This window comes from Microcoleus sp. PH2017_05_CCC_O_A, assembly GCF_020738785.1.
Lineage (GTDB): Bacteria > Cyanobacteriota > Cyanobacteriia > Cyanobacteriales > Microcoleaceae > Microcoleus.
This window is the reverse complement of record NZ_JAEQCB010000056.1, coordinates 16,799-37,848: the sequence shown is the minus strand read 5'-3', so window position 1 is coordinate 37,848 and position 21,050 is coordinate 16,799. Positions and strand designations below refer to the sequence as shown.

Genomic DNA, 21,050 nt, shown 5'->3' with positions numbered 1-21,050 from the left:
AGACCTCTCTTAAGTGAATTTTTTTGTCGGTTCTTCTAGTCGCCCTTGGGTTATTCGTCTTGAGTAAAGTAGCGATCGAGAAAATTCAAAGCGTAGTTTCGCAGTTCGTAATATTCCTGAGATTCCCGCAACTCCTGGCGATCGCGCGGATGCGAAAACGGCACTGCCAAAATCTCGCCGATTGTCGCCGCCGGGCCGTTTGTCATCAACACAATGCGATCGGACATATAGATAGCCTCGTCCACGTCGTGGGTAATCATCATTGCAGCTTGTCTGTGATTTTCCCAGATATCGAGCACCTGTTTTTGCAACTTGCCACGAGTCAGAGCATCCAGCGCTCCAAATGGTTCGTCCATTAATAACATCTTCGGCCGAAGTGCCAAAGCTCGCGCAATCCCAACCCGTTGCTTCATGCCCCCTGAAATTTGATCGGGATATTTATCTGCTGCTGCTGTTAAGTTTACCATTGCTAGGTGTTCATTGACAAGGCTAATCTTCTCAGCGCGGTTGAGATTTTGCAAAACTTCATCAACTGCTAGGCGAATGTTTTCCCGCACCGTCAACCAAGGCAGCAATCCGTAGTGCTGGAATACCATCATGCGATCGGCTCCAGGTTTGCGAATTTCCTTGCCTTCTAGTGTCACAATTCCGCCGCTTTGTTTTTCCAAACCTGCTACTATTTTCAGCAGCGTCGATTTGCCACAACCCGAGTGACCGATTACTGAAATAAATTCGTCAGATCCAATACTTAAGTTGATATTTTCCAAAACGCTAAATTCGCTGCCATCAGCATTTTTATACGACTTGAACAAATTGTTTATTTCCAGAAAATTAGCAGATTTGCTGTTAACTTTGTCGTTGGTGGGGGTAGATGTAGAAGTAAATTGAGTCACGGTATTCTCCTAACAAGTAGTAAAGTAATTTAATTTAACTGCCACTGCCTAAAGCCTCAAATTTAGCAGTCGGTTTCAACTGAGCTCTTGCATCAATGTCAATTGGGGCTTTTTCGTGGGGTGGGGCGGGTTTATTTAACCTGTCTGCTACCTTTTAGGCTGTTGGCTTTCCCCGCCCATACAGGTTGTTGAAAATGGTGCAAGATGTCATAGGAACAGCGAAAGCAGTCAAATATTAAGACTGAAAAAAAGATTGAGGGCGATTGGCTCGAATTTCAAAACTATTCAAATAACCCACCGGATCGCTGGGGTCAAATGATTTTTTGTCAATGAAAACTTCCGCAGGTTCGACTTTGTAATCCTCCTGGGGACAATCGATCGCCATTTCGGCAACAATCTTGCGGTAAAGGTCGGTTCTCCAAGCTTGTTTAGCTAATTCATCAGCATTTTTCGGCACCTCCTTAATGTGTCCCCAGCGGGCCGCTTGAGTCATCAACCAAATACTGTGAGACTGCCACAAAAATGTTGAATGATTTCCCGGTATTTGGGGCAAGTTCTTAGGAATGTCATAGAAAATTGTGGTATCTTCAGATATTATAGTGCGGTCTTTTTCATCAAACCCACCATAATTGTATTCCCCAACTATTCCCGGTCGCGTAAATTTGTCGATCGCCCCGTTTTTAGGTTTAGCCCCCGTAAAAGATCGATCGGTCAACAATGCTGCTATTTGACTGCGATTTTCCGGTTTGCTGCAAAACTGACAAGCTTCCACCATTGCCTTCACCAGCGAGTAATAAGTCTTCGGGTTTTCGTCAATGAATGATTGCATTACTCCCAAAACGCGATCGGGATGTCCCTGCCAAACTTCCTTACCTTGCGCGAAGGTAAACCCCACGCCCAAATTACCTTTAATTGCCCGCGTATTCCAAGGTTCTGCCACCATGTAAGCCTGCATCGCCCCGATTCTCATATTCGTTACCATTTGAGGCGGCGGCACAATAATTATCCTAAATTCTTTGAACGGATCGATACCGGCAGCGGCAGATATATAACGCACAAAGTATTCGTAAATAGCAGAACTTAGTACAACTGCCCAGACTTTATTTTCTACTGGTTGACTCTCAAAAAAACCTCGAAATTGCTTGCCAAATTCTTCTAAATTGCCGTTGTATTCGTGCCACGGGCGCAAACCAAAATCCCACATTGCTTTGCTCATCGTCATCGCGTTGCCGTGGCGGTGAATTGTCATTGCCGCGCACATGGGTGCGTGACGCGCTCCTTCGGCACCAATGCGGGCGTTTGTGATGGCGCCGGATACGACTGGGGAGGCGTCGAGGCGCCCGAAAATCAGGCCGTCGCGGGAGGTTGCCCAGCTTGCTTCGCGGTTGAGTTTGACGTTTAAGCCGTATTTGCGGAAAAATCCTTTCTTCCAGGCGATCGCAAATGGTGCACAATCGTTAACGGGTACGTACCCTATGGTTAGATTGGGTTTCTCTAAGGTTTGGGAATTGACGATCGGCTTTACCGCTTCGGCTTCTTCTGTGAGTCCTTTTGCCGATCGATCGGCGTTAATCCCACAACCAGATAAAGCCATTCCCGCCGCCGCACCCATTCCTTGCAAAAACTCCCGCCGATTCCATTCATTGGAAAAGTTATCACTCATACCATTTTAGATTTTAGATTTTAGATTTTAGATTTTAGAATTGAAGAATTGAAGAATTGAAGAATTGAAGAATTGAAGAATTGGCAATTACTGATGAGTTAAGGGTTTGGCTCTAGCAAATCAATTGCATTTTATTTGGAGTTCACTATGATATAATTCTCCATCGTTAATCGCTAACTATCCGCCATCTCAAACCTGAGTTTTTAGCTAATGACTAATGACTGCTGACTAATGACTACTGACTAATGACTAATAACTAATGACTCTCGATCGATCGATGCGTTACCATTTCTTGAACTTTGCCAACAGCCCAATCGAGCAGCAAACCAGTTATGCCAATTACAAACACCGCTAAAAATACCGAACTTAGATTCAAACGGCTCCACTCATCCCACACAAAAAAGCCAATTCCTACACCACCAGTCAGCATTTCCACCGCCACAATCACCAGCCAAGCAATCCCCAAACTAATCCGCAAACCAGTAAAAATGTAAGGCAAACTCGCCGGCAAAATTATCTTAGTAATCCGCCTCCAGCGCGGCATCTCCAACACTCGCGCCACATCCAGATAATCCTTGGAAACGCTAGAGACTCCCAAAGCTGTATTGATCATTGTCGGCCACAAAGACGTAATAAATATCACAAAAATTGCCGACGGATCTGCTAAATTAAAGATTGATAGAGCGATCGGCAGCCAAGCCAGCGGCGACACCGGTTTGAAGATTTGAATCAGCGGATTGAGCGCCATCATCGCCGGTTTCGACATCCCGATCAGAAATCCCACGGGAATCGCCACAACGGCACCCAGCAAAAATCCTAGCAACACCCGCCGCAAACTCGCCAGCAGCAGCCAGCCAATGCCTAAATCTCCCGGCCCGCGCTGGTAAAATGGATGCAATATGTAATCTAAATTAGCGATTAACGCTTGATACGGAGTGGGAATTAAATCGCTTTTGAAGCTGGCAACAATCCACCACAGGCCAAGAATTCCCAAAAAACCAACCGCCGGCAACAATACATTATCTCGGATGATGACGGGTTTTGCTCGTTTCCAGGCAGCTTGTCCGGCAATTGCGATCGCAGATAAATTAAGTTGAATTGACATTTAAATCTCCTCAGAGTCAGGGGCGGTACAAGAATCTTGAACAATACCAACCGGAGACACTGACGAAGCCAAACTATCTATTGAAGACAAGTTGACTCTTCAGTCTCTTCTCAATGCCTGCGAAGTTAGCTGACGGGCTAGGACTGAGAGATGTCCTTCTCTAAAGATTTCAAACTCAAAATTACACTCAAATTTGGCAATTTTTAACTTTGGTTTTTAATTCTGTAGGGATTCGCCCCGAAAATTGGTTCCTCCGCTCCAGCCACAGGCTTTGTTTAAGGGCGCAGTGCTGGATTAGGCTTGACTTTTAAGCCAATTTAAATTAACCTAGCACGACCTTCTCATCCTGTCAATACGTCTTTAGGAGTAGGTAGGGGCGATGATCGGCGAAGCCCAAAAGTTGAGAAACAGAACTAATACAATTTGAGATTTTCCATTTTTCGATTTGAGATTAGGCAATGACTGATGACTTAAGGGTTTGGATCGCTGGCCTACAGTTGCTTTTTTTGAAGGAGTATAATAAATGCTGACTAATGACCAATGACTAATGACTAATGACTAATGACTTCTTCAAATCAGAAACCGGATAGTTACATAAACAGCCGCAGCCACCAATTGCAAAGCCATCACAGGAAGCCCGTAACGCAGAAAAGTTTGAAAAGAAATCCGGCGCCCGTGCAGCTCAGAAATTCCCGCAGCCACAATATTAGAAGAAGCTCCTACCAAAGTGCCATTTCCTCCTAAAGTTGCCCCGTACATCATCGCATAAAACAGTGGCAGCACAGCAGGTGGAAACTGCCCTGCAAAATCGGGTGCCAGCACCTCCGTCGGTGCGAGTCCGACATTCACAACATACTGTTTTAACAGTGGCACCATCGCCACAACAAGCGGAATATTTGGCACCACGCTCGACATCAAACCCACGAAAAATAACAGCGTTAAAGAACCAAGAAAAATATTTTTACCTAAAATAGCTGCTAAAATTCCCGACATCCCAGCGATGACTCCGGTTTTTTCCAAACCGCCAATTAGCACAAATATCGACATGAAAAATAGCAGCGTACTCCAATCTAAATCCCGTAAAATATTGTTCAAAGAATCTATTTTGGAATGGTGAGCCAAGAGCATTGCCAAAGCCGCCCCCAACAAAGCCACGGCTGCTGGTGAAATTGGCACGGGCAGCGACTCTCCCACTACAAAAAATGTCAGCACGAAAGCTATAATTAAACCGCCCACCGCTAACACTCGCGGATGATTGATTTTTGGGTGTGGCAAATGTTCCAAATCATCCAATTCTTTGTGCCAGATTTCGGGGAACATCCACGGCAGAATAACTAAGATGACTGCTACGGCGATCGCCCCACCTAAACTTAACTTTAACAGGTAATCTGTAAAGCTCATGTTAATCGCATCGCCGACTATGAATGTCGCCGGATCTCCCACGATTGTCAGCAGTCCCGAACTGTTAGCCACAAATACCATTAAAATCAGCAGCGGCACAAAATCTACACCGACTTCTTCTGCCATTGGCGGTATTAACGGTGCTAGCAGCATGACAGTCGTGGCATTTGGCAAAACTGCACAAATTGGGGTAGTAATTCCGACAATACCAAGCAAGAGATTTTTGCCTTTGCCTTTCGCCAACAGCACCATTTGAGTTGCCAAGTAGTCGAATATCTTGGTAGGCTCAAAGGCTCTCACCATGACCATGACTCCAAAAAACAAGCCCAGCGTTCCGTGACTGCGACTAATATATTCGATCGCATCCTTTAACGTCATTACGTGGGTGAAAACCAGAATCAGCGCTCCCAGAAATGCGGCAATTGTGAGGTGTATCCATTCTGTAATTATTAAGAAAACTACACCGATAAATGTGGCCGCAGCGATCGCAGCTTGCACGTTTTCCATTTAGTCCCCTGACAAAATTAAAAATTAAAAATTCAAACCTCTCGGATTGAGGGATTATACTACTTTATGGCTATTAGGTCAATAAGTTTAAGTGCTCTTTTTGGCAGCACCAAGCTGGAATGTATTCATAGTGAGAGTTGCAGCACAGGGAAAAATTAGAGCGAAACTACTTCTTTTGGCAGGCTCGCGAGCTCCCAAAATTTGGTATGGCGATCGGGCGATCGCTCAACTACAATGAAACATGGGGAATATCTGCCAAACTTCGCCCCCACGCAGACATTATGGACTACAGCCAACTGCTCGCCGACAAAACCGATACCATCCTCAAAAACTGGATTGAAGCAGTACGCTTGGATCGGAAAATAGAAAGCGCTGACACCTTGCCACACTCTGCGATCGAAAATCACATACCTCACCTGTTGGGGGCGATGGTCACAGTGCTTTCACAATCTCAAAACAGCGACATAAAAGCAATAATTGAAGCCAGTTTAGACCACGGGTTTCTGCGAGCAGAACAAGGCTACGATGCCGCAGAAGTAGCTCGGGAATACCATTTATTGCGTCAAGTAATATTCTCCCACTTAGAAGCACCATTGCTAGCAGGAACCACCGCCGACGTATTCAGAGCTTTTCGGCTCATAGATGCCGTAGTAGACGAAGCAATTGCCCAGTGTTTCGATAGCTACGTCGCTCAGAGGCTCCAGGAACTTCAACAAATCCAAACTCAGTTAGAACTGAACAATCAAGAACTCTCTCGCCTGGTCAGCGTCAACCAAGAAAACCTCTACCATTTAGCTCACGAACTCAAAACTCCCCTCAACTCAATTATCGGTTATTCCGAACTATTTTTGCGCCAAGAAAAATGGCAAGCCGAAATCAAAGATACTCTCCCCGGCATCGAACACATCGAGCGAGTATTGCGCAACGGCAGACAGTTGCTGCGCCTGATTAACGATACCCTAGAACTTTCTCGCGCCGATGCCGGCAAAATTAAACTTAACCTGCGGCAAACTAATGTACGATCTATAATTAGTACCGTAGTAGAAATGATGCAGCCAATAGCTGATGCTAAAGGATTAAAGCTCGCTGTTACCAGCGACTGCGCCCCCACACAAGTAATCGCCGACGCACAGCGGCTGCAACAAATTCTCACTAACCTGCTGAGCAATGCCATTCGCTACACAGAAGCTGGTAGCATTGAATTAAGTTGCTGCCGTGCGGTCGATGCAAATTGGTCGATCGCCATTACAGATACCGGCATCGGCATCGCTCCCGCACATACCAACCGCATCTTTGAGCCATTCTTTCAAGCCTCAGAAGCCGGCCAACAGCACTTTCCCCCCGACAGCACCGGTTTGGGATTAGCTATAGTATCGCGGCTCGTTACCCTGATGCAAGGCAAAATCGAGCTCGCATCAGAAATCGGAGTCGGCTCAACTTTTACCGTGATTCTCCCCTTAGAAGTTAAAATACTTCAAGCAGTAACCTAAACATTAAGTTCAAATTTTTAGATCCGAAAATCAGAAAATCCTATGCCCGCAGCCAGCCTTAGCCCTTCCACAGCATCCTTTCCCCTCACCGCCGTAGTTGGGCAAGAAGCAATCAAATTAGCCCTGCTGTTGGCAGCAGTAGATCCCGGATTGGGAGGAGTTGCGATCGCCGGACGCCGCGGTACAGCAAAATCAGTAATGGCCCGCGCCTTGCATTCCCTACTGCCACCAATTGAAATTGTCAAAGACTCTTTTTGCAACGCTGAACCTGATGAGATTATTGCAGAAAATGCCTCTGACCTGTCAGAAGAAAACGGGCAAGATGCCCGTTCCACAAATACAAATCCAGCCACCGAAATAATTCCCACACCATTCATTCAAATTCCTCTCGGTGTCACCGAAGACAGACTCTTAGGTTCAGTCGATGTCGAACAATCAGTAAAATTCGGTCAAACTGTATTTCAACCCGGACTCTTAGCCCAAGCAAATCGAGGCGTACTTTATGTAGACGAAATTAACCTCCTCGATGACAATATTTCCAACCAATTGCTCACAGTATTAACCGAAGGCCGCAACCAAATAGAGCGCGAAGGAATTAGCTTCCAACATCCCTGCAAACCTCTGTTCATTGCCACCTACAACCCCGAAGAAGGCCCCCTCAGAGAACATTTGCTCGATCGCATCGCGATCGTCCTTTCCGCCGACGCAGCCCTCGAACTACAAGAAAGAGTCTACGCAGTAGAACAAGCTTTATCCTACTCCAGCTCGCCCCAAGAATTTCTCAACCAATACGCCGAAGACACCGACAACCTCAAAACCCAAATCATCCTCGCCAGAGAATGGCTCAAAGATGTCACCATTAAACGCGAACAAGTTGCCTACTTAGTAGAAGAAGCCATCCGCGGCGCAGTTCAAGGACACCGCGCCGAAATATTCGCAGTGCGCGTCGCCCGCGCCTGCGCCGCCATCGAAGGACGTACAGAAGTTAACGCCGAAGACTTGCGCCGCGCCGTAGAATTAGTCATCGTACCCCGCGCCACCGTCATCCAATCTCCCCCAGACGAAAACTCTCCTCCTCCCCCGCCGCCACCACCCCAAAAGCAGTCAGAACAAGAACAAGACGAACCAGAAAACGAGCAAGAAGACGAAGAAAATCAAGAGGATGAAGACAACCCCGAACCTCAAGAAGAACCAGAGCAAGATACCATTCCCGAAGAATTTCTGTTTGACCCCGAAGGCGTAATTCTCGACCCCAGCGTGCTTTTATTCGCCCAACAATCCGCCAACAAACAAGGCAAATCCGGCAGCAGAACCACCATTTTCTCCGAAGATAGAGGCCGTTACGTCAAGCCAATATTGCCCAAAGGCCCAGTCCGTCGCATCGCCGTTGACGCGACTCTTAGGGCCGCCGCACCTTACCAAAAAGCCCGCCGCCAAAGGAATTCAGACCAGGAACCCGCGGCGAGTTCCAGCCCAAATCGAGATAAGCGGGTATTTGTGGAACAGGGAGACATTCGGGCGAAGCGCTTAGCCCGAAAAGCTGGAGCTTTAGTCGTATTTGTCGTGGATGCTTCGGGTTCCATGGCGCTCAACCGGATGCAGTCGGCCAAAGGTGCTGTCATGCAGCTACTCACCGAAGCTTATCAAAGTCGCGACCAAGTTGCGCTGATTCCCTTTCGCGGAGAACAAGCAGAAGTATTGTTACCGCCGACTCGATCGATAGCCTTGGCCCGCAAGCGTTTGGAACGATTGCCCTGCGGCGGCGGTTCCCCCCTGGCCCACGGTTTGACTCAGGCGGTGCGCGTGGGAGTTAATGCGCGGCAGTCTGGAGATATCGGTCAAGTGGCGATTGTCGCGATTACTGACGGACGCGGTAATATTCCTTTGGCTCGTTCTTTGGGCGAACCGATTTTAGATGGCGAAAAGCCGGATATTAAGAAGGAGTTGCTAGAAATTGCTGCCAAAATTCGCGGTTTGGGAATGCAGTTGCTGGTGATTGATACCGAGAGCAAGTTTATTTCGACCGGCTTTGCGAAGGAGTTGGCCAAGACTTCTGGCGGGAAATACTATCATTTGCCGAAAGCTACCGAACAGTCGATCGCAGCTATGACTAAAAATGCTCTGCGCGACGCGATCGGCTAAAATCCTTAACGGACACGCGGGAAGTCCCGCGCTCTAACGCAGGGCGTGAGCGTCGGGATGAAAGCCGAGCGAGGTGAGGAGTCCCATTTGCCCACAAGCTACTAGGCGTAAGCCATAGAGAGATGGGCTCCTCGGCGACGAGATGAGCAAACTCCTTGCATTTTCTTTGTATATCAGCTATAATATTATCAGCAACCTTGGTTAATGATAATGTATCAGGCTTACAAGTTCCGACTATATCCGACAGCCGAACAGCAGCAGTATTTTGCTGGTGCTTTCGGCTGTTCGCGTTGGTTGTGGAATTACAGCCTAAATATGAGTCAGGAAACATACAAGGCTACGGGTAAGGGGCTAAGTCGAGGTGCGATCCAAGGTTTATTACCTCAGCTAAAAATAGAATATCCTTGGCTGAAGAAAGGGGCTTACTCGCAATCTCTACAGGTTGTTGCGCTAAATCTGTCTGTTGCCTACCAAAACTTCTTTGAGAAAAAAGCTGGATTCCCTAGCTTCAAATCAAAGCACGGTCGGCAATCTGTCAGCTATCCTCAGAATGTCAAGGTTGGCGAAAAGTCGATCAAGCTACCTATCATTGGTGAAGTGAATTGCAAAGTTCATCGCACTTTTGATGGCACAGTTAAGACTGTTACCGTATCTAAAAACCCAGATGGAAAGTATTTTGCTTCTATCTTGGTTGATGATGGCATCAAGAGCGTAGAAACTACTGCGAAAGGCAAGGCAATTGGTTTAGATGTAGGTTTGATTGACTTCTGTGTAACTAGCGATGGCAGTAAGTATAAAAACCCTCGTCACCTCAAGAAACATAGCAAAAACCTCAAGCGCAAACAGCAAAAACTCAGTCGTAAACAGAAAGGAAGTAGCACTAGAAACAAAGCTAGAAGATTAGTGGCTAAAGTCCACTCTAAAATCAAACGTGTTCGCGAGGATTTTCTGCACAAACTGTCCCGCAAGATAGTAGACGAAAACCAAGTCATTGCAGTAGAAGATCTAAATGTCAAAGGCATGGTACGCAACCACTGTCTAGCCAAAGCAATTAGCGATGCTGGCTGGGGGATGTTCGGAACAATGCTCAAGTACAAAGCTGAGAAAGATGGGAAAACCTATATTGAGGTTGAGCGATTTTTCCCTAGCTCCAAAACTTGCAATAATTGTCTGCACAAAGTATTTGAGATGCCATTGGATGTTCGTCATTGGGATTGTCCTAAATGTAAATCTCGAAACGATCGCGACGTAAATGCGGCAAAAAATATCAGAGATGAAGCCTTGCGGTTTTTGGCATTAGGAACGAGTGCTGCTGCCAGTGGAGGGAATGTAAGTCGTGGTGGCAAGATTTCGGTCTTGTCGAACGCGGTTCCCCTTGAAGCTGGAAGCCCGCTCTCTACCCGATAGGGTGAGAGTCGGGTAGTTCACATCGAGATTCACTAGCCTGGATCGTGGCACAGGCATCTTCCCTGTGTCCTGAATTGTGGCACAGGCATCTTCCCTGTGTTGCATCTACTCTTAACAATCTAAAAACTTTGATTTTTGCCAAAACTCTCCTGTTTAACTCTCCCTCTCCGGCGAGTCATCACCAGCGAACCGGCGACTAAAACCAACCCCGCCAGCATTGAAGGCTCAGGAATTTTCACCGGCCCAGCCGCCCGGTTTACCGTTCCCGAGTTCGGGCTCGGTAAAATTGTACCTTGGGCGGATTGACCAGTCAGAGCCAGCAGCAAATGTTCTGAACCCTGCGATGAAGTGGCAGTAGAAACGGCACTGACATTAGCTGCAAGGGCAGCTTGACCGCCGGAAATAAGGGTAGTTGCCGCCAATAGAATTCCGGCGGCAGGTGGGAATAATGTGCGAGCAAAAAAGGTGGGCATTAGATATTACCTGTTTGGCATTTTGTCGATCGAACTAAATACTTTCACGATTAATTTGCTTTACATACCCTGTCTCGACCACTTTCGCAACCCACCCAACCGCTTAAAAATTTAAGATTTATTTTATAGTTGAGATGATTCAGATTTCCGGGCTGTAGTTTCAACTAAGTCACCAATCAAAAACCTAAAATCAATGGGAGTCCCTGACTCAATCATAAACTGCTCAATCCCAAATCGTAAATCCCAAATTCCAAATTGATTAACTTCAGCTATATATTTGCAATGCGATCGACTTTTAGGTTGCCCATCGCCGGCAATAGCACCGGTACTTTAACCTCAATTATAGCTCTACGACGACTGACAACGGTCTCAGACATCGTTCCCCGACAACGACCGCAGGGTGGAGATTTACTGGTACGGCGTTGATTATAAACAATCACTTCCAGGTAGGAAGTGATCTCACCCCCGTTCTTTATCAAATCTTTAAACTACTTCATGTTTTGTCAACAAACTGTAAAGCTGTCAAAATATAGATAGCAAATCTCAGCCAAAATTAGGTAACATCCTCGTGAGTAACACCAGCAACTTCCGCGAAGCCGTGCGCGAGGCCAAAAACCACGCGCTGGTTGGCCCCAACGTCATCGCTAACGCTCTCCCCTTCGTGGGCGGCGGACTTGTCTTAACTGCTGTCGGCACCTACGGCGGCCTCGGAGTCATCCGCAACTATCCCGGTATCTTCTTTCCCACGTTTATTGCTGCGATCGTCCTAGAATTAATTCTGTTCTTCGTCGCCAGCGCCGCCGCCGAACAAAACAACAAAAACACCGCCTTGCCCCTGCTGGCTACCTACAGCCTGCTTTCCGGCTACACCCTCAGCGGATTGGTATTTACAGCCCTCAGAACCCAAGGCGTCGGTATCGGCGGCATCGGTTTTGCAGCCCTCGGCTGCGGCATTACTTTCATCGCCGCCCGCCAAATAGGCTCCAACTTGTCGGAAGCAGACGGCATGGCCCTCACCAAGACTATCAGTTTAGGTGTCATTGCTTTGTTAGTAGTCGTTGGCGGTCAATTTCTGCTGTCGCTGTTTGGCGTTTACACCCCAACTTGGTTGGAAATTGGCATTTCTGGCATCGGCGTGTTTATATTTGCTGGTGCTGCGATCGTCGATTTTTACATCTTACCTCGCACCTACCACGACGACCAGTATTTGCCCGCCGCCCTGTCGATGTACTTGACTTACATCAACTTGTTCATCTTCATTCTGCGCCTGATGATTGCTCTCAACGGTCGCGATTAATCATTGAAAGTTTAGCTTAAAAACAACCGCAGCGCGATCGACATCCGGCTGCGGTTTTTTATTACCTTGACAATTCCCGCTTGCATCCGCTGGAGAAATCACAGTGGAAATTCTAGAGACCAAACACAATATCGAAATTTTGTGCGATCGACTAACCAACCTACAAGACTGTCTTTGACTCAGCCTTAACCGCCGAAAGCCAAAAGTTACAACAGCTAGCAGCACAGCCGGAATCTGGCAACAGCATCAACAGAGTTGAACGACCACTCCAAGAACTAGACGCACTCCAATCCTATCAGGCAAAACTCAACCAGTGCCAAACAATTTTGGCAGATGCTACAGCAGCACTGGAGTTACTCGAATTTCAAGCAGACGACGAACTAGAGCAAGAACTTCAAACTAATTTAGCTCAACTAAACCACTCTCTCCAAGAGTATGAAATAGAGCAATCCTTGAGCGGGCCTTGCGACAAAAATGGAGCCTACCTCATAATTAAGGCCGGAACAAACGGTATCGATGCTCAATACTGGGCAGAAATGTTGCTCAGAATGTATATTATGTGGGGACTAAGCCGAGGCTACCAAGTTGCGGACGTTGAATCTTCCCCAGCGCCTGAAATAGGAATTATTTCTACAACCTTGGAAATAGACGGACGTTACGCTTGCGGCTATCTCAAGTCAGAAACCGGAATACACCGACTTAAACGGAAATCGCCTTTTAATATTACCATAATGCGACTCTCTTCTACAGCGACGGTGGAAATTTTGCCAATGTACGTGCAATTGGAGATTGCACAGCAGGATTTAAGAGCCATATTACCCAATCTCAATCAGAATACTAACGGAACCAAAGCATGGGTGAAAATTGTGCATATTCCTACTGGTATTTCTGCCATTTGTGACGGATGTCGCACTCAAATGCAAAATAAAGACAAGGCTTTGGCGGTTCTCAAGAGCAAACTGTTTGCTATTATGCAAAGGCAAGGAGTTCAGCAGCTTGCAGACATTCAGTGCGATCGGCTAAAAACATTCCTCAACCAACCAATTCGAGAATATCAATTTGCCAGCGACAGCGCAAACCAGGACAAAGTTCTGGATTTCCGTACAGGAATCGAAACAACAGCCGTCGCCGAGGTACTCGACGGCAAGATTGACCCATTCATCAAAGCTGGTCTGCTGCTGAAAAATTGATTTGCACAGATTGAACCCAATTTCAGCTAAAATCGACAAGACACCACAAAACTAGGAGAACTCACAGTGGAAGTTCTAGACATCAAACACGATATTGAAACATTGTCCGATCGACTGGGTACCACCCAGGACTATCTTTGACATCCCCGCACTCACAGCCAAAATCCAAGATTTAGAGCAAATCTGCGCCCAACCGGCATTCTGGGACGACCAAGAACAAGCTCAAGGAACCCTCCAAGAACTGAATGACTTCAAATCTCATTTAGACCAATACCACGGCTGGCAGACTAGCCTAGAAGACGCTAGAGCTATTTTAGAACTGCTGGAGTTAGACGCAGACGAGTCCCTGTTCCAAGAAGCCTCATCGAGTCTTTCCCAATTAACCCGCGAACTTGACCAGTGGGAACTGCAACAATTACTCTCTGGGCCCTACGACGAAGGCGGCGCGGTTTTGACAATTAACGCCGGGGCCGGCGGTACAGATGCTCAAGATTGGGCCGAAATGCTGCTGCGGATGTACACCCGCTGGGGTGAAAGTCAGGGTTACAAGGTACATTTAACCGAGATTTCTGAGGGAGAGGAAGCAGGTGTTAAATCTGCCTCTTTGGAAATTGTCGGCCGCTACGCTTACGGCTACATGAGGTCGGAAAAAGGTACTCACCGTTTGGTGAGAATTTCGCCGTTTAACGCTAATGACAAGCGTCAAACAAGTTTTGCGGGCGTGGAAGTGATGCCGGTGCTCGATCGATCCGTTAAACTGGATATTCCAGAAAAAGATTTGGAAGTCACGACTTCTCGCGCAGGCGGCAAGGGCGGACAAAATGTTAACAAGGTAGAAACGGCTGTCCGCATCGTTCACCTTCCGACTGGTTTAGCCGTCCGCTGTACCGAAGAACGCAGTCAGTTGCAAAATAAAGAAAAAGCTCTCGCCTTACTCAAAGCTAGGCTGTTGGTGGTTGCTAGGGAACAGCGCGCCGCCGAAATTGCCGAGATTCGCGGCGATATGGTAGAGGCGGCTTGGGGCAACCAAATTCGCAACTACGTGTTTCACCCCTATCAAATGGTCAAGGATTTGCGGACTGGAGTGGAAACAACTGCCGTCTTAGATGTGATGAACGGCGAATTAGAGCCGTTTATTCAAGCTTACCTGCGCCAGGAAAATCAGTTGGTCAGTTGACAGTTGACAGTTGACAGTTGACAGTTGGTCAGTATCCGCTCAATAGCTCGGGGTAGAGTACTGCGTTTGGAACGATTTTGCGATATTTAACGCTCATCATTGAGCGATTTACCCCGATTTATTGAGCGGATACGTTGGTCAGTTGGTCAGTTGGTCAGTAGTCAACTGTCAATTAACTGTCAACTGTCAATTGTCAACTATCAACTGAATGAAGAACCTATTTTCTGGTATAATTTTGGGGTTTTGGTCGATCGCCCGACATCCAACAGGTCGCGCCGCCAGAAACCTTGATATGATAAAACTTGATCTAACGAACCAAAGGAGAAAGAATGACCCAAGTTGTAATCGGCGAAAATGAAGGGATTGAGTCAGCCCTACGACGGTTTAAGCGACAAGTTTCCAAAGCGGGAATTTTCCCCGACATGAGAAAGCACCGCCACTTTGAAACCCCCCTCGAAAAGCAGAAGCGCAAAGCTATTGCTAGAAGGACTAAGAGACGCTTCCACCGCAACAACAAACCCTAGAACTAGGACTAAATTGATTCGGCACATATAATGCCTTGCGATTCTAGTACCGCAGCGACTCGGAGAATCACCGCTTCGCTGTAGGGAGCACCAATAATTTGTACCCCCAAGGGCAAAGCGCCGGGCCGCTGTACGGGCACGCAAAGCACCGGCAAGCCTATAAATGATAGGGGTTGGGTGAACAGTCCCAGATTGGGACGCACTCTTGTTTCTTGTCCGGCGATGACCATTTTCTCGACGCCAATTTCAGGAGCTGCGATCGGCGTGGCGGGTGCGAGAATGATATCTGTATGTTGGAATATTGCACGAATTTGAGACCGATACCACTGTCTGAATCTCTGTGCTTGCACGTACCATGTCGCAGGAATCAGGGTTCCAGCCAAAAAACGATCGCGCGTGGCGGGATCGAAGTCTTGAGGGCGCGTCCGCAAATTCTCCAAATGCAAGTTTCCACCCTCGCAAGCAGTTATTATAAACGCTGCCGCCCTCGCGCGATCGGATTCCGGTATGCTGACAGTTGCAAGCCCCCCGATTTTTCGGGGGTTTGTTGTTGTTGTTTCCGTCTCAATACCACAATTCAAGACATTTGTCAAGGTTCGGGCAACTATTTCTACAGCATCCATAGCTTCCGGTTCGGCCCCAGTAGCGAAATAGCCGTCAGCAACAGCAATTCGCAATCCTTCAATTCCTGTATTTAACTGTGGCGAGGTAAGTTCTGGCGGGCGTTGAGTGCAAACTGGATCGCGAGAATCTGGGCCTTGCAGGATATCATACAGTAGCGCGATGTCTCGGAGCGATCGCCCGAACGGCCCCACGCAATCCAAACTACTCGAAAACAAAAAAGCACCGGCCCTTGACAAACGGCCGTAAGTAGGCTTAAAGCCAAACACACCGCACAAAGCAGCGGGTACGCGGATGGAACCGTTAGTATCGGAACCGAGGGTGAAGGGAACTAAACCGGCGGCGACTGCTGCTGCGGAACCGCCGCTAGAACCGCCGGCGATGCGCGCAGTATCGCGGGGATTGCGAGTTGGCCCGTAGTGGCTGTTTTCCGTGACGAAACCGTAGGCGTACTCATCCATGTTGAGCGTGCCTACAAGCACAGCCCCGGCTTGTCTGAGTCGGGCGACCCCCGCCGCGTCTTGGCTCGCCGGAGGGTTGTCAGCGTTGATTTTTGACCCTGCTAGAGTGGTAATTCCGCTGACATCGAACAAGTTTTTGACCGCGAAGGGAACGCCTGCTAAAGGGCCTGGGTTTTCGTTGCGCGCGATCGCATTATCTATCTTTTCGGCTGCTGCGATCGCACTTTCTGCGGTGATGGCAGTAAAGCAATTGAGTGTTTTATCTCGATCGGCAATTCGTTCTAAAGCAGCATTTACAACCGCTGTCGCTGCAATTTTACCACTTTTAACAGCGGATGCTGTAGCGACTGCATCCGCTCCTGCTAAAAATTTGGCTTCATCTGCGTTCATCGGCGGTAAAAAATCTAAGGTTCAAACACTGGTGCAGCTTCGATTTCTGGGGGTAAGGGGAATTCTGTAACGAGTCGGGCGATCTGCACTATCCTCTCGAAGTTTACCACAACGCCGGGGCGATGTTCCGGTTTGATGGGTAAGTTTATCAGTTCAGCGGTGCGATCGACATATTCTTCTATATTTGTCATTTTTCTATTTTCCCTTATCAGTGCGGCGGGGTGCGATCGATTATTTTATTGTAATGGCGATCGGGCTGTCATTTATTATCGCTCAGTTTTTTGTATTCCTCGGATTGTCGGATATCATCTAAAGGTGATTTTGGCTCTGGTGGTTCATCAGGACAAAACTTTATGGATGTCTGCGTTTTCCAAGACTGCAAAGTTGCATTGACTTCTATCTTAAGCTTTCCTTTTTGCCAACCCTTAGAACCAATTTTTAGAATTTGACAATCAATTCCTTCTTGAGGCGATTTCCAGTTTATATCCCCTCCCATAATTTTTGTTTCTTCGTTAATCGACAGATATTGTATCCACTGAATTATCGACTGCTCACGCTTGTTAGTTTCTGCTACATAAGTCTGAACCATTATCTTGTAAAACTTGCTAGCTGTTAGCTCTTTCAAGTGACGAACAGTAAAAGTAGCTTTCCCCAATAACAAAACATCATCTTCGCCGTCTAGTGTCTCATAGCTTGTATTGATTTTAACTTTTTCTTCCATTTTATTTTACCAATTTCTGCTCTTTGATATTTTATACCATTTCAAGCTATCTTAGTCAATCTGGTTAACAAAATCAATTTACTCTCGTACTTTCCCCAACTCAAACACTGACAGTTTCCCGCAACTTCTCAACGGCGACATCTAAGGGAGGCAAATCAAAAACCTCAGCATCCATCAATTCCTTAACCTTATCAAAAATTTCCACCTCCGCCTCTTCTTGGTCTGTCAGCTTATCATAAAAATAAGCGTCAGTAAACCACTGCTCAAAAGCAAACCTTAACACCCCATTCGGCTCAAGCATAAACTGCCAATACTTAGAAACTCGGTTATCAACTACTTCAAACAGCGGTGCCGGAGTCTGTATGGGATAATAGGTGTAATTATCATCACAAATATAGTACCAAACTCTTCCCTGCCACGATCGGATTGCATAAACAACATATTCCTTGCCAACTGTCAACGGCAATTCAACCTTTTTAGTATAACCTCGGGCAGGATCAATATAATTTTCCGGTAGAAGTTCTCCAGTATTAGCAATACAGCGAACAATCATAACTTGTATACCTATAAATTCTTAGGGGCTATTTTAGGATATTGTCGTTTAAACTTTAATTCAACTTGTTGCAAAATTTCCCTGTTTTCAAACCAGTGCACTTGTACGGAAGCTCCATTAATTACAAAAGCCTGAATGCTGGTTATTTTGTACCAGTCTTCGGGATTACCTCCATAGAGGGCAACCAGTCTGGAAACATCCCCTAGTATATCGTCAGATCCGCCCTGAATGGCTCTACAATTACCAGCTTTAGCATCTTGCAGTAGCAGTTGCTCTAGTAAATTTCTCGGACTCTCATCGGGAATAGCACCTTGCTTCATAGTTTAACAGTTTCCGATGTCATTTGTTGAAAAAGTATGTGAATCACACGAAAAAGACTAAATTGAACTTCTCTCTTTCTCAACTCAAACACTGACAGCTTCCCGCAATTTTTCAACGGCGACATCTAAGGGAGGCAAATCAAAATCCTCAGCATCCATCAATTCCTTAACCTTATCAAAAATCTCAACCTCCGCCTCTTCCTGATCCGTCAGCTTATCATAAAAATAAGGATCGGTAAACCACTGTTCAAATGCTATCATCAAGAATCCATTGGGCGAAAGTTTAAACCGCCAATACTTAGAAACTCTGTCATCAACCACTTCAAACAGTGGCGCCGGATTCTGCATGGGATAATAGCTGTAATTATCATCGCAGATATAATACCAAATAGTTCCCCGCCATTCTCTAAAAGCATAAACAACATATTCACGACCTACCGTTAATGAGAACTGTAGTTGTCTTGTGTAACCTATAGTAGGTTCTATGTAATCATCAGGAAGCAATGCACCTGTATTAGCGATACAGCGAATTATCATATTTTTTTCTTTCCTAATTACAGATTCTTGGGAGCTATTTTCGGGTACTGACGTTTGAACTTGTACTCTACATTTTCCTGAGTCTGACTATTCCGAAACCAATGAACTTGTACAGACGCTCCATCAATCATAAAAGACTGAATGCTGGTCATTTTATACCAATGTTCAGGATATCCACCATAGATTGCCACAAGTCTGGGAGCATCTCCCAGCATATTATTCACTCCGCCTTGAATACCTTTGCTATTTCCAGCAACTGCATCTTGCAGAAGCAGTTGCTCTGGCAAGTTTCTCGGACTCTCATCGGGAATAGCACCTTGACTCATAGTTTAGCAGTTTCAGAGGTCAGTTGTTATTAGCGAGTTTTTTGTACTCTTCAGATTGGCGGATGTCATCTAGAATAGATTCTGGTTCGGCAGGTTCATCAGGACAAAAATCACAACTTATTTGCACTTCCACGCTAGAGAAATTAAATTTTAAATAGGCTTTTACTCTTAGCTTACCTTTTTGCCAAGCTTGGGAACCGATTTTGAGAAGCTGACAGGTCATTCCTGCAGGAGGAAAAATCCATTGACCTTTATCTACTTTTAGATCTAGTTCACCAATAGAGCAATCATAAAACAATTTAAAAAACATTCTTACCTCTCGCGAGTTGGGTATTATTTCATTAAGGTTTTTAGCAAGCTTCTGTCGCATTAGGTCTTTAAATCTTTCAACTGTAAAAGTATCTTTCTCTATAAGCAAAATATCTGTATCGCACTCTAGGTCTTGAAACTTAGCGTTCATATGTGTTTGAAGGATTAATTTTATCTAAAAGCTATCATTTTTTACGATATTAGTCAAGGTTGCTTTTCCAGCTAAAACCCTTGATATTTTATATCGATAAAGTTGTTGTTTGTACAGCGCACTACTAAAAAAAACCGCAAGTTGACAGTCAGAAAAAACAAGTTTTTGCTGGGACAGTTTCCGCTAGCAACTTACCCCGCGAAATCACATACCGAACCGCAGCGCGCCTCCTAATTGCATCATAACAATCCTCAGCATCCAACACAATCAAATTTGCAGGTTTCCCCGCATCTATCCCATAATTATCATCTCCCAGATAGAGAGTTTTAGCACCGTTGACAGTGACCATATTAAAACAAGCTGCAATCTCAGCCATTCCCGTCATCTGACAAACATGAACCGCCATGTGAGCCACATCTAACATATTTCCCGTACCCAAACTGTACCACGGATCTTGCACGCAGTCGTGCCCCAAACTCACATTCAATCCATGCTGCCACAACTCCTTAACCCGCGTCACTCCGCGACGTTTGGGATAACTATCCGCACGCCCTTGCAGAGTGATATTAATCAAAGGATTAGCGATGAAATTGATGTGGGATTTTTGCAAAATTCCCATCAGCTTAAAAGCATAGGCATTGTTGTAGGAACCGAAAGCTGTCGTGTGACTGGCTGTCACCCGCGAACCCGCACCGCTTCTAATCGCACAAGCTGCTACAACTTCCAAAAATCTCGACTGTTCGTCATCGATTTCATCGCAGTGGATATCAATTAATTTATTGTATTTTTCTGCAAGTTCAAATATGCGGTGAACCGATTTTACTCCATCTTCCCGTGTCAACTCGTAATGCGGAATCCCGCCCACAGCATCCGCACCCATATCCAGAGATTTATCTAAAAGTTTGTCGTTTCCAGGACTCCCATAAATCCCGTCTTGGGGAAAAGCCACAACTTGCAAAGTCATCCAATCTTTGACTTCTTCTCGTACTTCCAAAAGTCCTTGCAAAGCAGTCAGCGTCGGTTCGCTAACATCAGCGTGACTCCTGACAAACAAAATCCCTTGAGATGCTTGCAACCTTAAAGTTTCAATCGCCCGTTTTTTGACATCATCCAGAGTTAAACCTTGCTTGCGTTCACCCCAAATTTGAATTCCCTCAAACAAAGTGCCGCTTTGATTCCATCGCGGTTCCCCGCAGTCAAAGCAGAATCGAGATGAATGTGCGACTCCACAAACGGAGGACTAACTAAATTGCCTTGAATGTCGATTTCCTGTTCGCCCATTCCTGATATGCGGTTTCGCGATCGCCCGCACCCAACAAACGACATCGGCGCAGAACCATGCTATACTTTTGTTCACACATCCTATTTATTTCTTTCTCTTCCATCTCTTCC

23 protein-coding genes and 1 riboswitch are annotated in these 21,050 nt (G+C 46.3%); of the genes, 7 read left to right on the top strand and 16 right to left on the bottom strand.

Annotation, left to right across the window (positions count from 1 at the left end):
• Positions 1-50 precede the first annotated feature (50 nt).
• The 4 genes from JGK20_RS14630 to JGK20_RS14615 form a co-directional block, all read right to left on the bottom strand.
• The gene (locus JGK20_RS14630; protein WP_293174523.1) at positions 51-893 is read right to left on the bottom strand and encodes a nitrate ABC transporter ATP-binding protein; all 843 of its coding nucleotides are present in this window, start codon (positions 891-893) and stop codon (positions 51-53) included.
• Between the two features lie 235 nt (positions 894-1,128).
• Positions 1,129-2,556: an ABC transporter substrate-binding protein gene (locus JGK20_RS14625; RefSeq protein WP_293174526.1), complete on the bottom strand. Its 1,428-nt coding sequence runs from the start codon at positions 2,554-2,556 to the stop codon at positions 1,129-1,131.
• A 256-nt stretch (positions 2,557-2,812) separates the two neighbouring features.
• A complete protein-coding gene (gene ntrB / locus JGK20_RS14620) occupies positions 2,813-3,661 on the bottom strand; it encodes a nitrate ABC transporter permease (RefSeq protein ID WP_293231033.1) in 849 nt (282 codons plus the stop codon).
• Between the two features lie 99 nt (positions 3,662-3,760).
• Positions 3,761-3,972, bottom strand: a riboswitch (cyclic di-AMP (ydaO/yuaA leader).
• Between the two features lie 259 nt (positions 3,973-4,231).
• Entirely contained in the window at positions 4,232-5,569 is a 1,338-nt protein-coding gene (locus tag JGK20_RS14615) for an SLC13 family permease (RefSeq protein ID WP_293174531.1), read from the bottom strand.
• A 137-nt stretch (positions 5,570-5,706) separates the two neighbouring features.
• Between JGK20_RS14615 and JGK20_RS14610 the strand changes: the two genes are divergently transcribed.
• The 3 genes from JGK20_RS14610 to JGK20_RS14600 all read left to right on the top strand — a co-directional run bounded on the left by JGK20_RS14610 (position 5,707) and on the right by JGK20_RS14600 (position 10,608).
• On the top strand, positions 5,707-7,059 hold the full coding sequence (locus JGK20_RS14610) for a HAMP domain-containing sensor histidine kinase (protein WP_366038949.1): 1,353 nt from the start codon (positions 5,707-5,709) through the stop codon (positions 7,057-7,059).
• 42 nt (positions 7,060-7,101) lie between these two features.
• The gene (gene bchD, locus JGK20_RS14605; protein ID WP_293174534.1) at positions 7,102-9,201 is read left to right on the top strand and encodes a magnesium chelatase ATPase subunit D; all 2,100 of its coding nucleotides are present in this window, start codon (positions 7,102-7,104) and stop codon (positions 9,199-9,201) included.
• A gap of 210 nt (positions 9,202-9,411) precedes the next feature.
• Positions 9,412-10,608 (top strand): RNA-guided endonuclease TnpB family protein, encoded by a 1,197-nt coding sequence (locus tag JGK20_RS14600; RefSeq protein ID WP_293174981.1) that lies wholly within the window; start codon positions 9,412-9,414, stop codon positions 10,606-10,608.
• Between the two features lie 119 nt (positions 10,609-10,727).
• Here JGK20_RS14600 and JGK20_RS14595 read toward each other — a convergent pair whose 3' ends face one another.
• Complete coding sequence (locus JGK20_RS14595) at positions 10,728-11,081, bottom strand: PEP-CTERM sorting domain-containing protein (protein ID WP_293189731.1); 354 nt, start codon at positions 11,079-11,081, stop codon at positions 10,728-10,730.
• A gap of 568 nt (positions 11,082-11,649) precedes the next feature.
• On the opposite strand from JGK20_RS14595, the gene JGK20_RS14590 reads away from it, so the two are divergent.
• On the top strand, positions 11,650-12,378 hold the full coding sequence (locus JGK20_RS14590; RefSeq protein ID WP_293174544.1) for a Bax inhibitor-1 family protein: 729 nt from the start codon (positions 11,650-11,652) through the stop codon (positions 12,376-12,378).
• Here the strand turns inward: JGK20_RS14590 and JGK20_RS14585 are convergent, their stop codons facing one another.
• Complete coding sequence (locus JGK20_RS14585; RefSeq protein WP_293231031.1) at positions 12,379-12,603, bottom strand: hypothetical protein; 225 nt, start codon at positions 12,601-12,603, stop codon at positions 12,379-12,381.
• 20 nt (positions 12,604-12,623) lie between these two features.
• On the opposite strand from JGK20_RS14585, the gene JGK20_RS14580 reads away from it, so the two are divergent.
• From JGK20_RS14580 to rpsU, 3 genes are all read left to right on the top strand, one after another.
• The gene (locus JGK20_RS14580) at positions 12,624-13,568 is read left to right on the top strand and encodes a PCRF domain-containing protein (RefSeq protein WP_293231064.1); all 945 of its coding nucleotides are present in this window, start codon (positions 12,624-12,626) and stop codon (positions 13,566-13,568) included.
• A 66-nt stretch (positions 13,569-13,634) separates the two neighbouring features.
• Positions 13,635-14,745, top strand: a protein-coding gene (gene prfB / locus JGK20_RS14575) for a peptide chain release factor 2 (RefSeq protein WP_293174547.1) whose coding sequence is annotated in 2 segments (ribosomal slippage) — positions 13,635-13,706 and positions 13,708-14,745 — 1,110 coding nt in all. Because the reading frame shifts where the segments join, the coding sequence is not laid out codon by codon here.
• Positions 14,746-15,074: 329 nt separating this feature from the next.
• Entirely contained in the window at positions 15,075-15,269 is a 195-nt protein-coding gene (rpsU, locus tag JGK20_RS14570) for a 30S ribosomal protein S21 (RefSeq protein WP_006632476.1), read from the top strand.
• Positions 15,270-15,277: 8 nt separating this feature from the next.
• On the opposite strand, the gene JGK20_RS14565 is transcribed toward rpsU, so the two are convergent.
• From JGK20_RS14565 to JGK20_RS14520, 10 genes are all read right to left on the bottom strand, one after another.
• Entirely contained in the window at positions 15,278-16,741 is a 1,464-nt protein-coding gene (locus JGK20_RS14565; protein ID WP_293174550.1) for an AtzE family amidohydrolase, read from the bottom strand.
• A gap of 14 nt (positions 16,742-16,755) precedes the next feature.
• Positions 16,756-16,932, bottom strand: coding sequence for a DUF4089 domain-containing protein (locus tag JGK20_RS14560; protein ID WP_293174553.1), 177 nt, complete (start codon positions 16,930-16,932; stop codon positions 16,756-16,758).
• 68 nt (positions 16,933-17,000) lie between these two features.
• Positions 17,001-17,462 (bottom strand): KGK domain-containing protein, encoded by a 462-nt coding sequence (locus JGK20_RS14555; RefSeq protein WP_293189727.1) that lies wholly within the window; start codon positions 17,460-17,462, stop codon positions 17,001-17,003.
• Between the two features lie 100 nt (positions 17,463-17,562).
• Complete coding sequence (locus JGK20_RS14550; protein ID WP_293174559.1) at positions 17,563-18,015, bottom strand: hypothetical protein; 453 nt, start codon at positions 18,013-18,015, stop codon at positions 17,563-17,565.
• Between the two features lie 11 nt (positions 18,016-18,026).
• The gene (locus JGK20_RS14545; protein ID WP_293174562.1) at positions 18,027-18,335 is read right to left on the bottom strand and encodes a hypothetical protein; all 309 of its coding nucleotides are present in this window, start codon (positions 18,333-18,335) and stop codon (positions 18,027-18,029) included.
• A gap of 84 nt (positions 18,336-18,419) precedes the next feature.
• Entirely contained in the window at positions 18,420-18,872 is a 453-nt protein-coding gene (locus tag JGK20_RS14540; protein ID WP_293174565.1) for a hypothetical protein, read from the bottom strand.
• 17 nt (positions 18,873-18,889) lie between these two features.
• A complete protein-coding gene (locus JGK20_RS14535; RefSeq protein WP_293174569.1) occupies positions 18,890-19,198 on the bottom strand; it encodes a hypothetical protein in 309 nt (102 codons plus the stop codon).
• A 19-nt stretch (positions 19,199-19,217) separates the two neighbouring features.
• Positions 19,218-19,658, bottom strand: coding sequence for a KGK domain-containing protein (locus tag JGK20_RS14530; RefSeq protein WP_293174572.1), 441 nt, complete (start codon positions 19,656-19,658; stop codon positions 19,218-19,220).
• Between the two features lie 148 nt (positions 19,659-19,806).
• Positions 19,807-20,820, bottom strand: a complete 1,014-nt coding sequence (gene codA / locus JGK20_RS14525; RefSeq protein WP_293231029.1) for a cytosine deaminase — start codon at positions 20,818-20,820, stop codon at positions 19,807-19,809.
• Entirely contained in the window at positions 20,775-20,984 is a 210-nt protein-coding gene (locus JGK20_RS14520; RefSeq protein WP_293231027.1) for a hypothetical protein, read from the bottom strand. Before JGK20_RS14520 ends, codA begins: the two co-directional genes overlap by 46 nt.
• Positions 20,985-21,050: the final 66 nt, after the last annotated feature.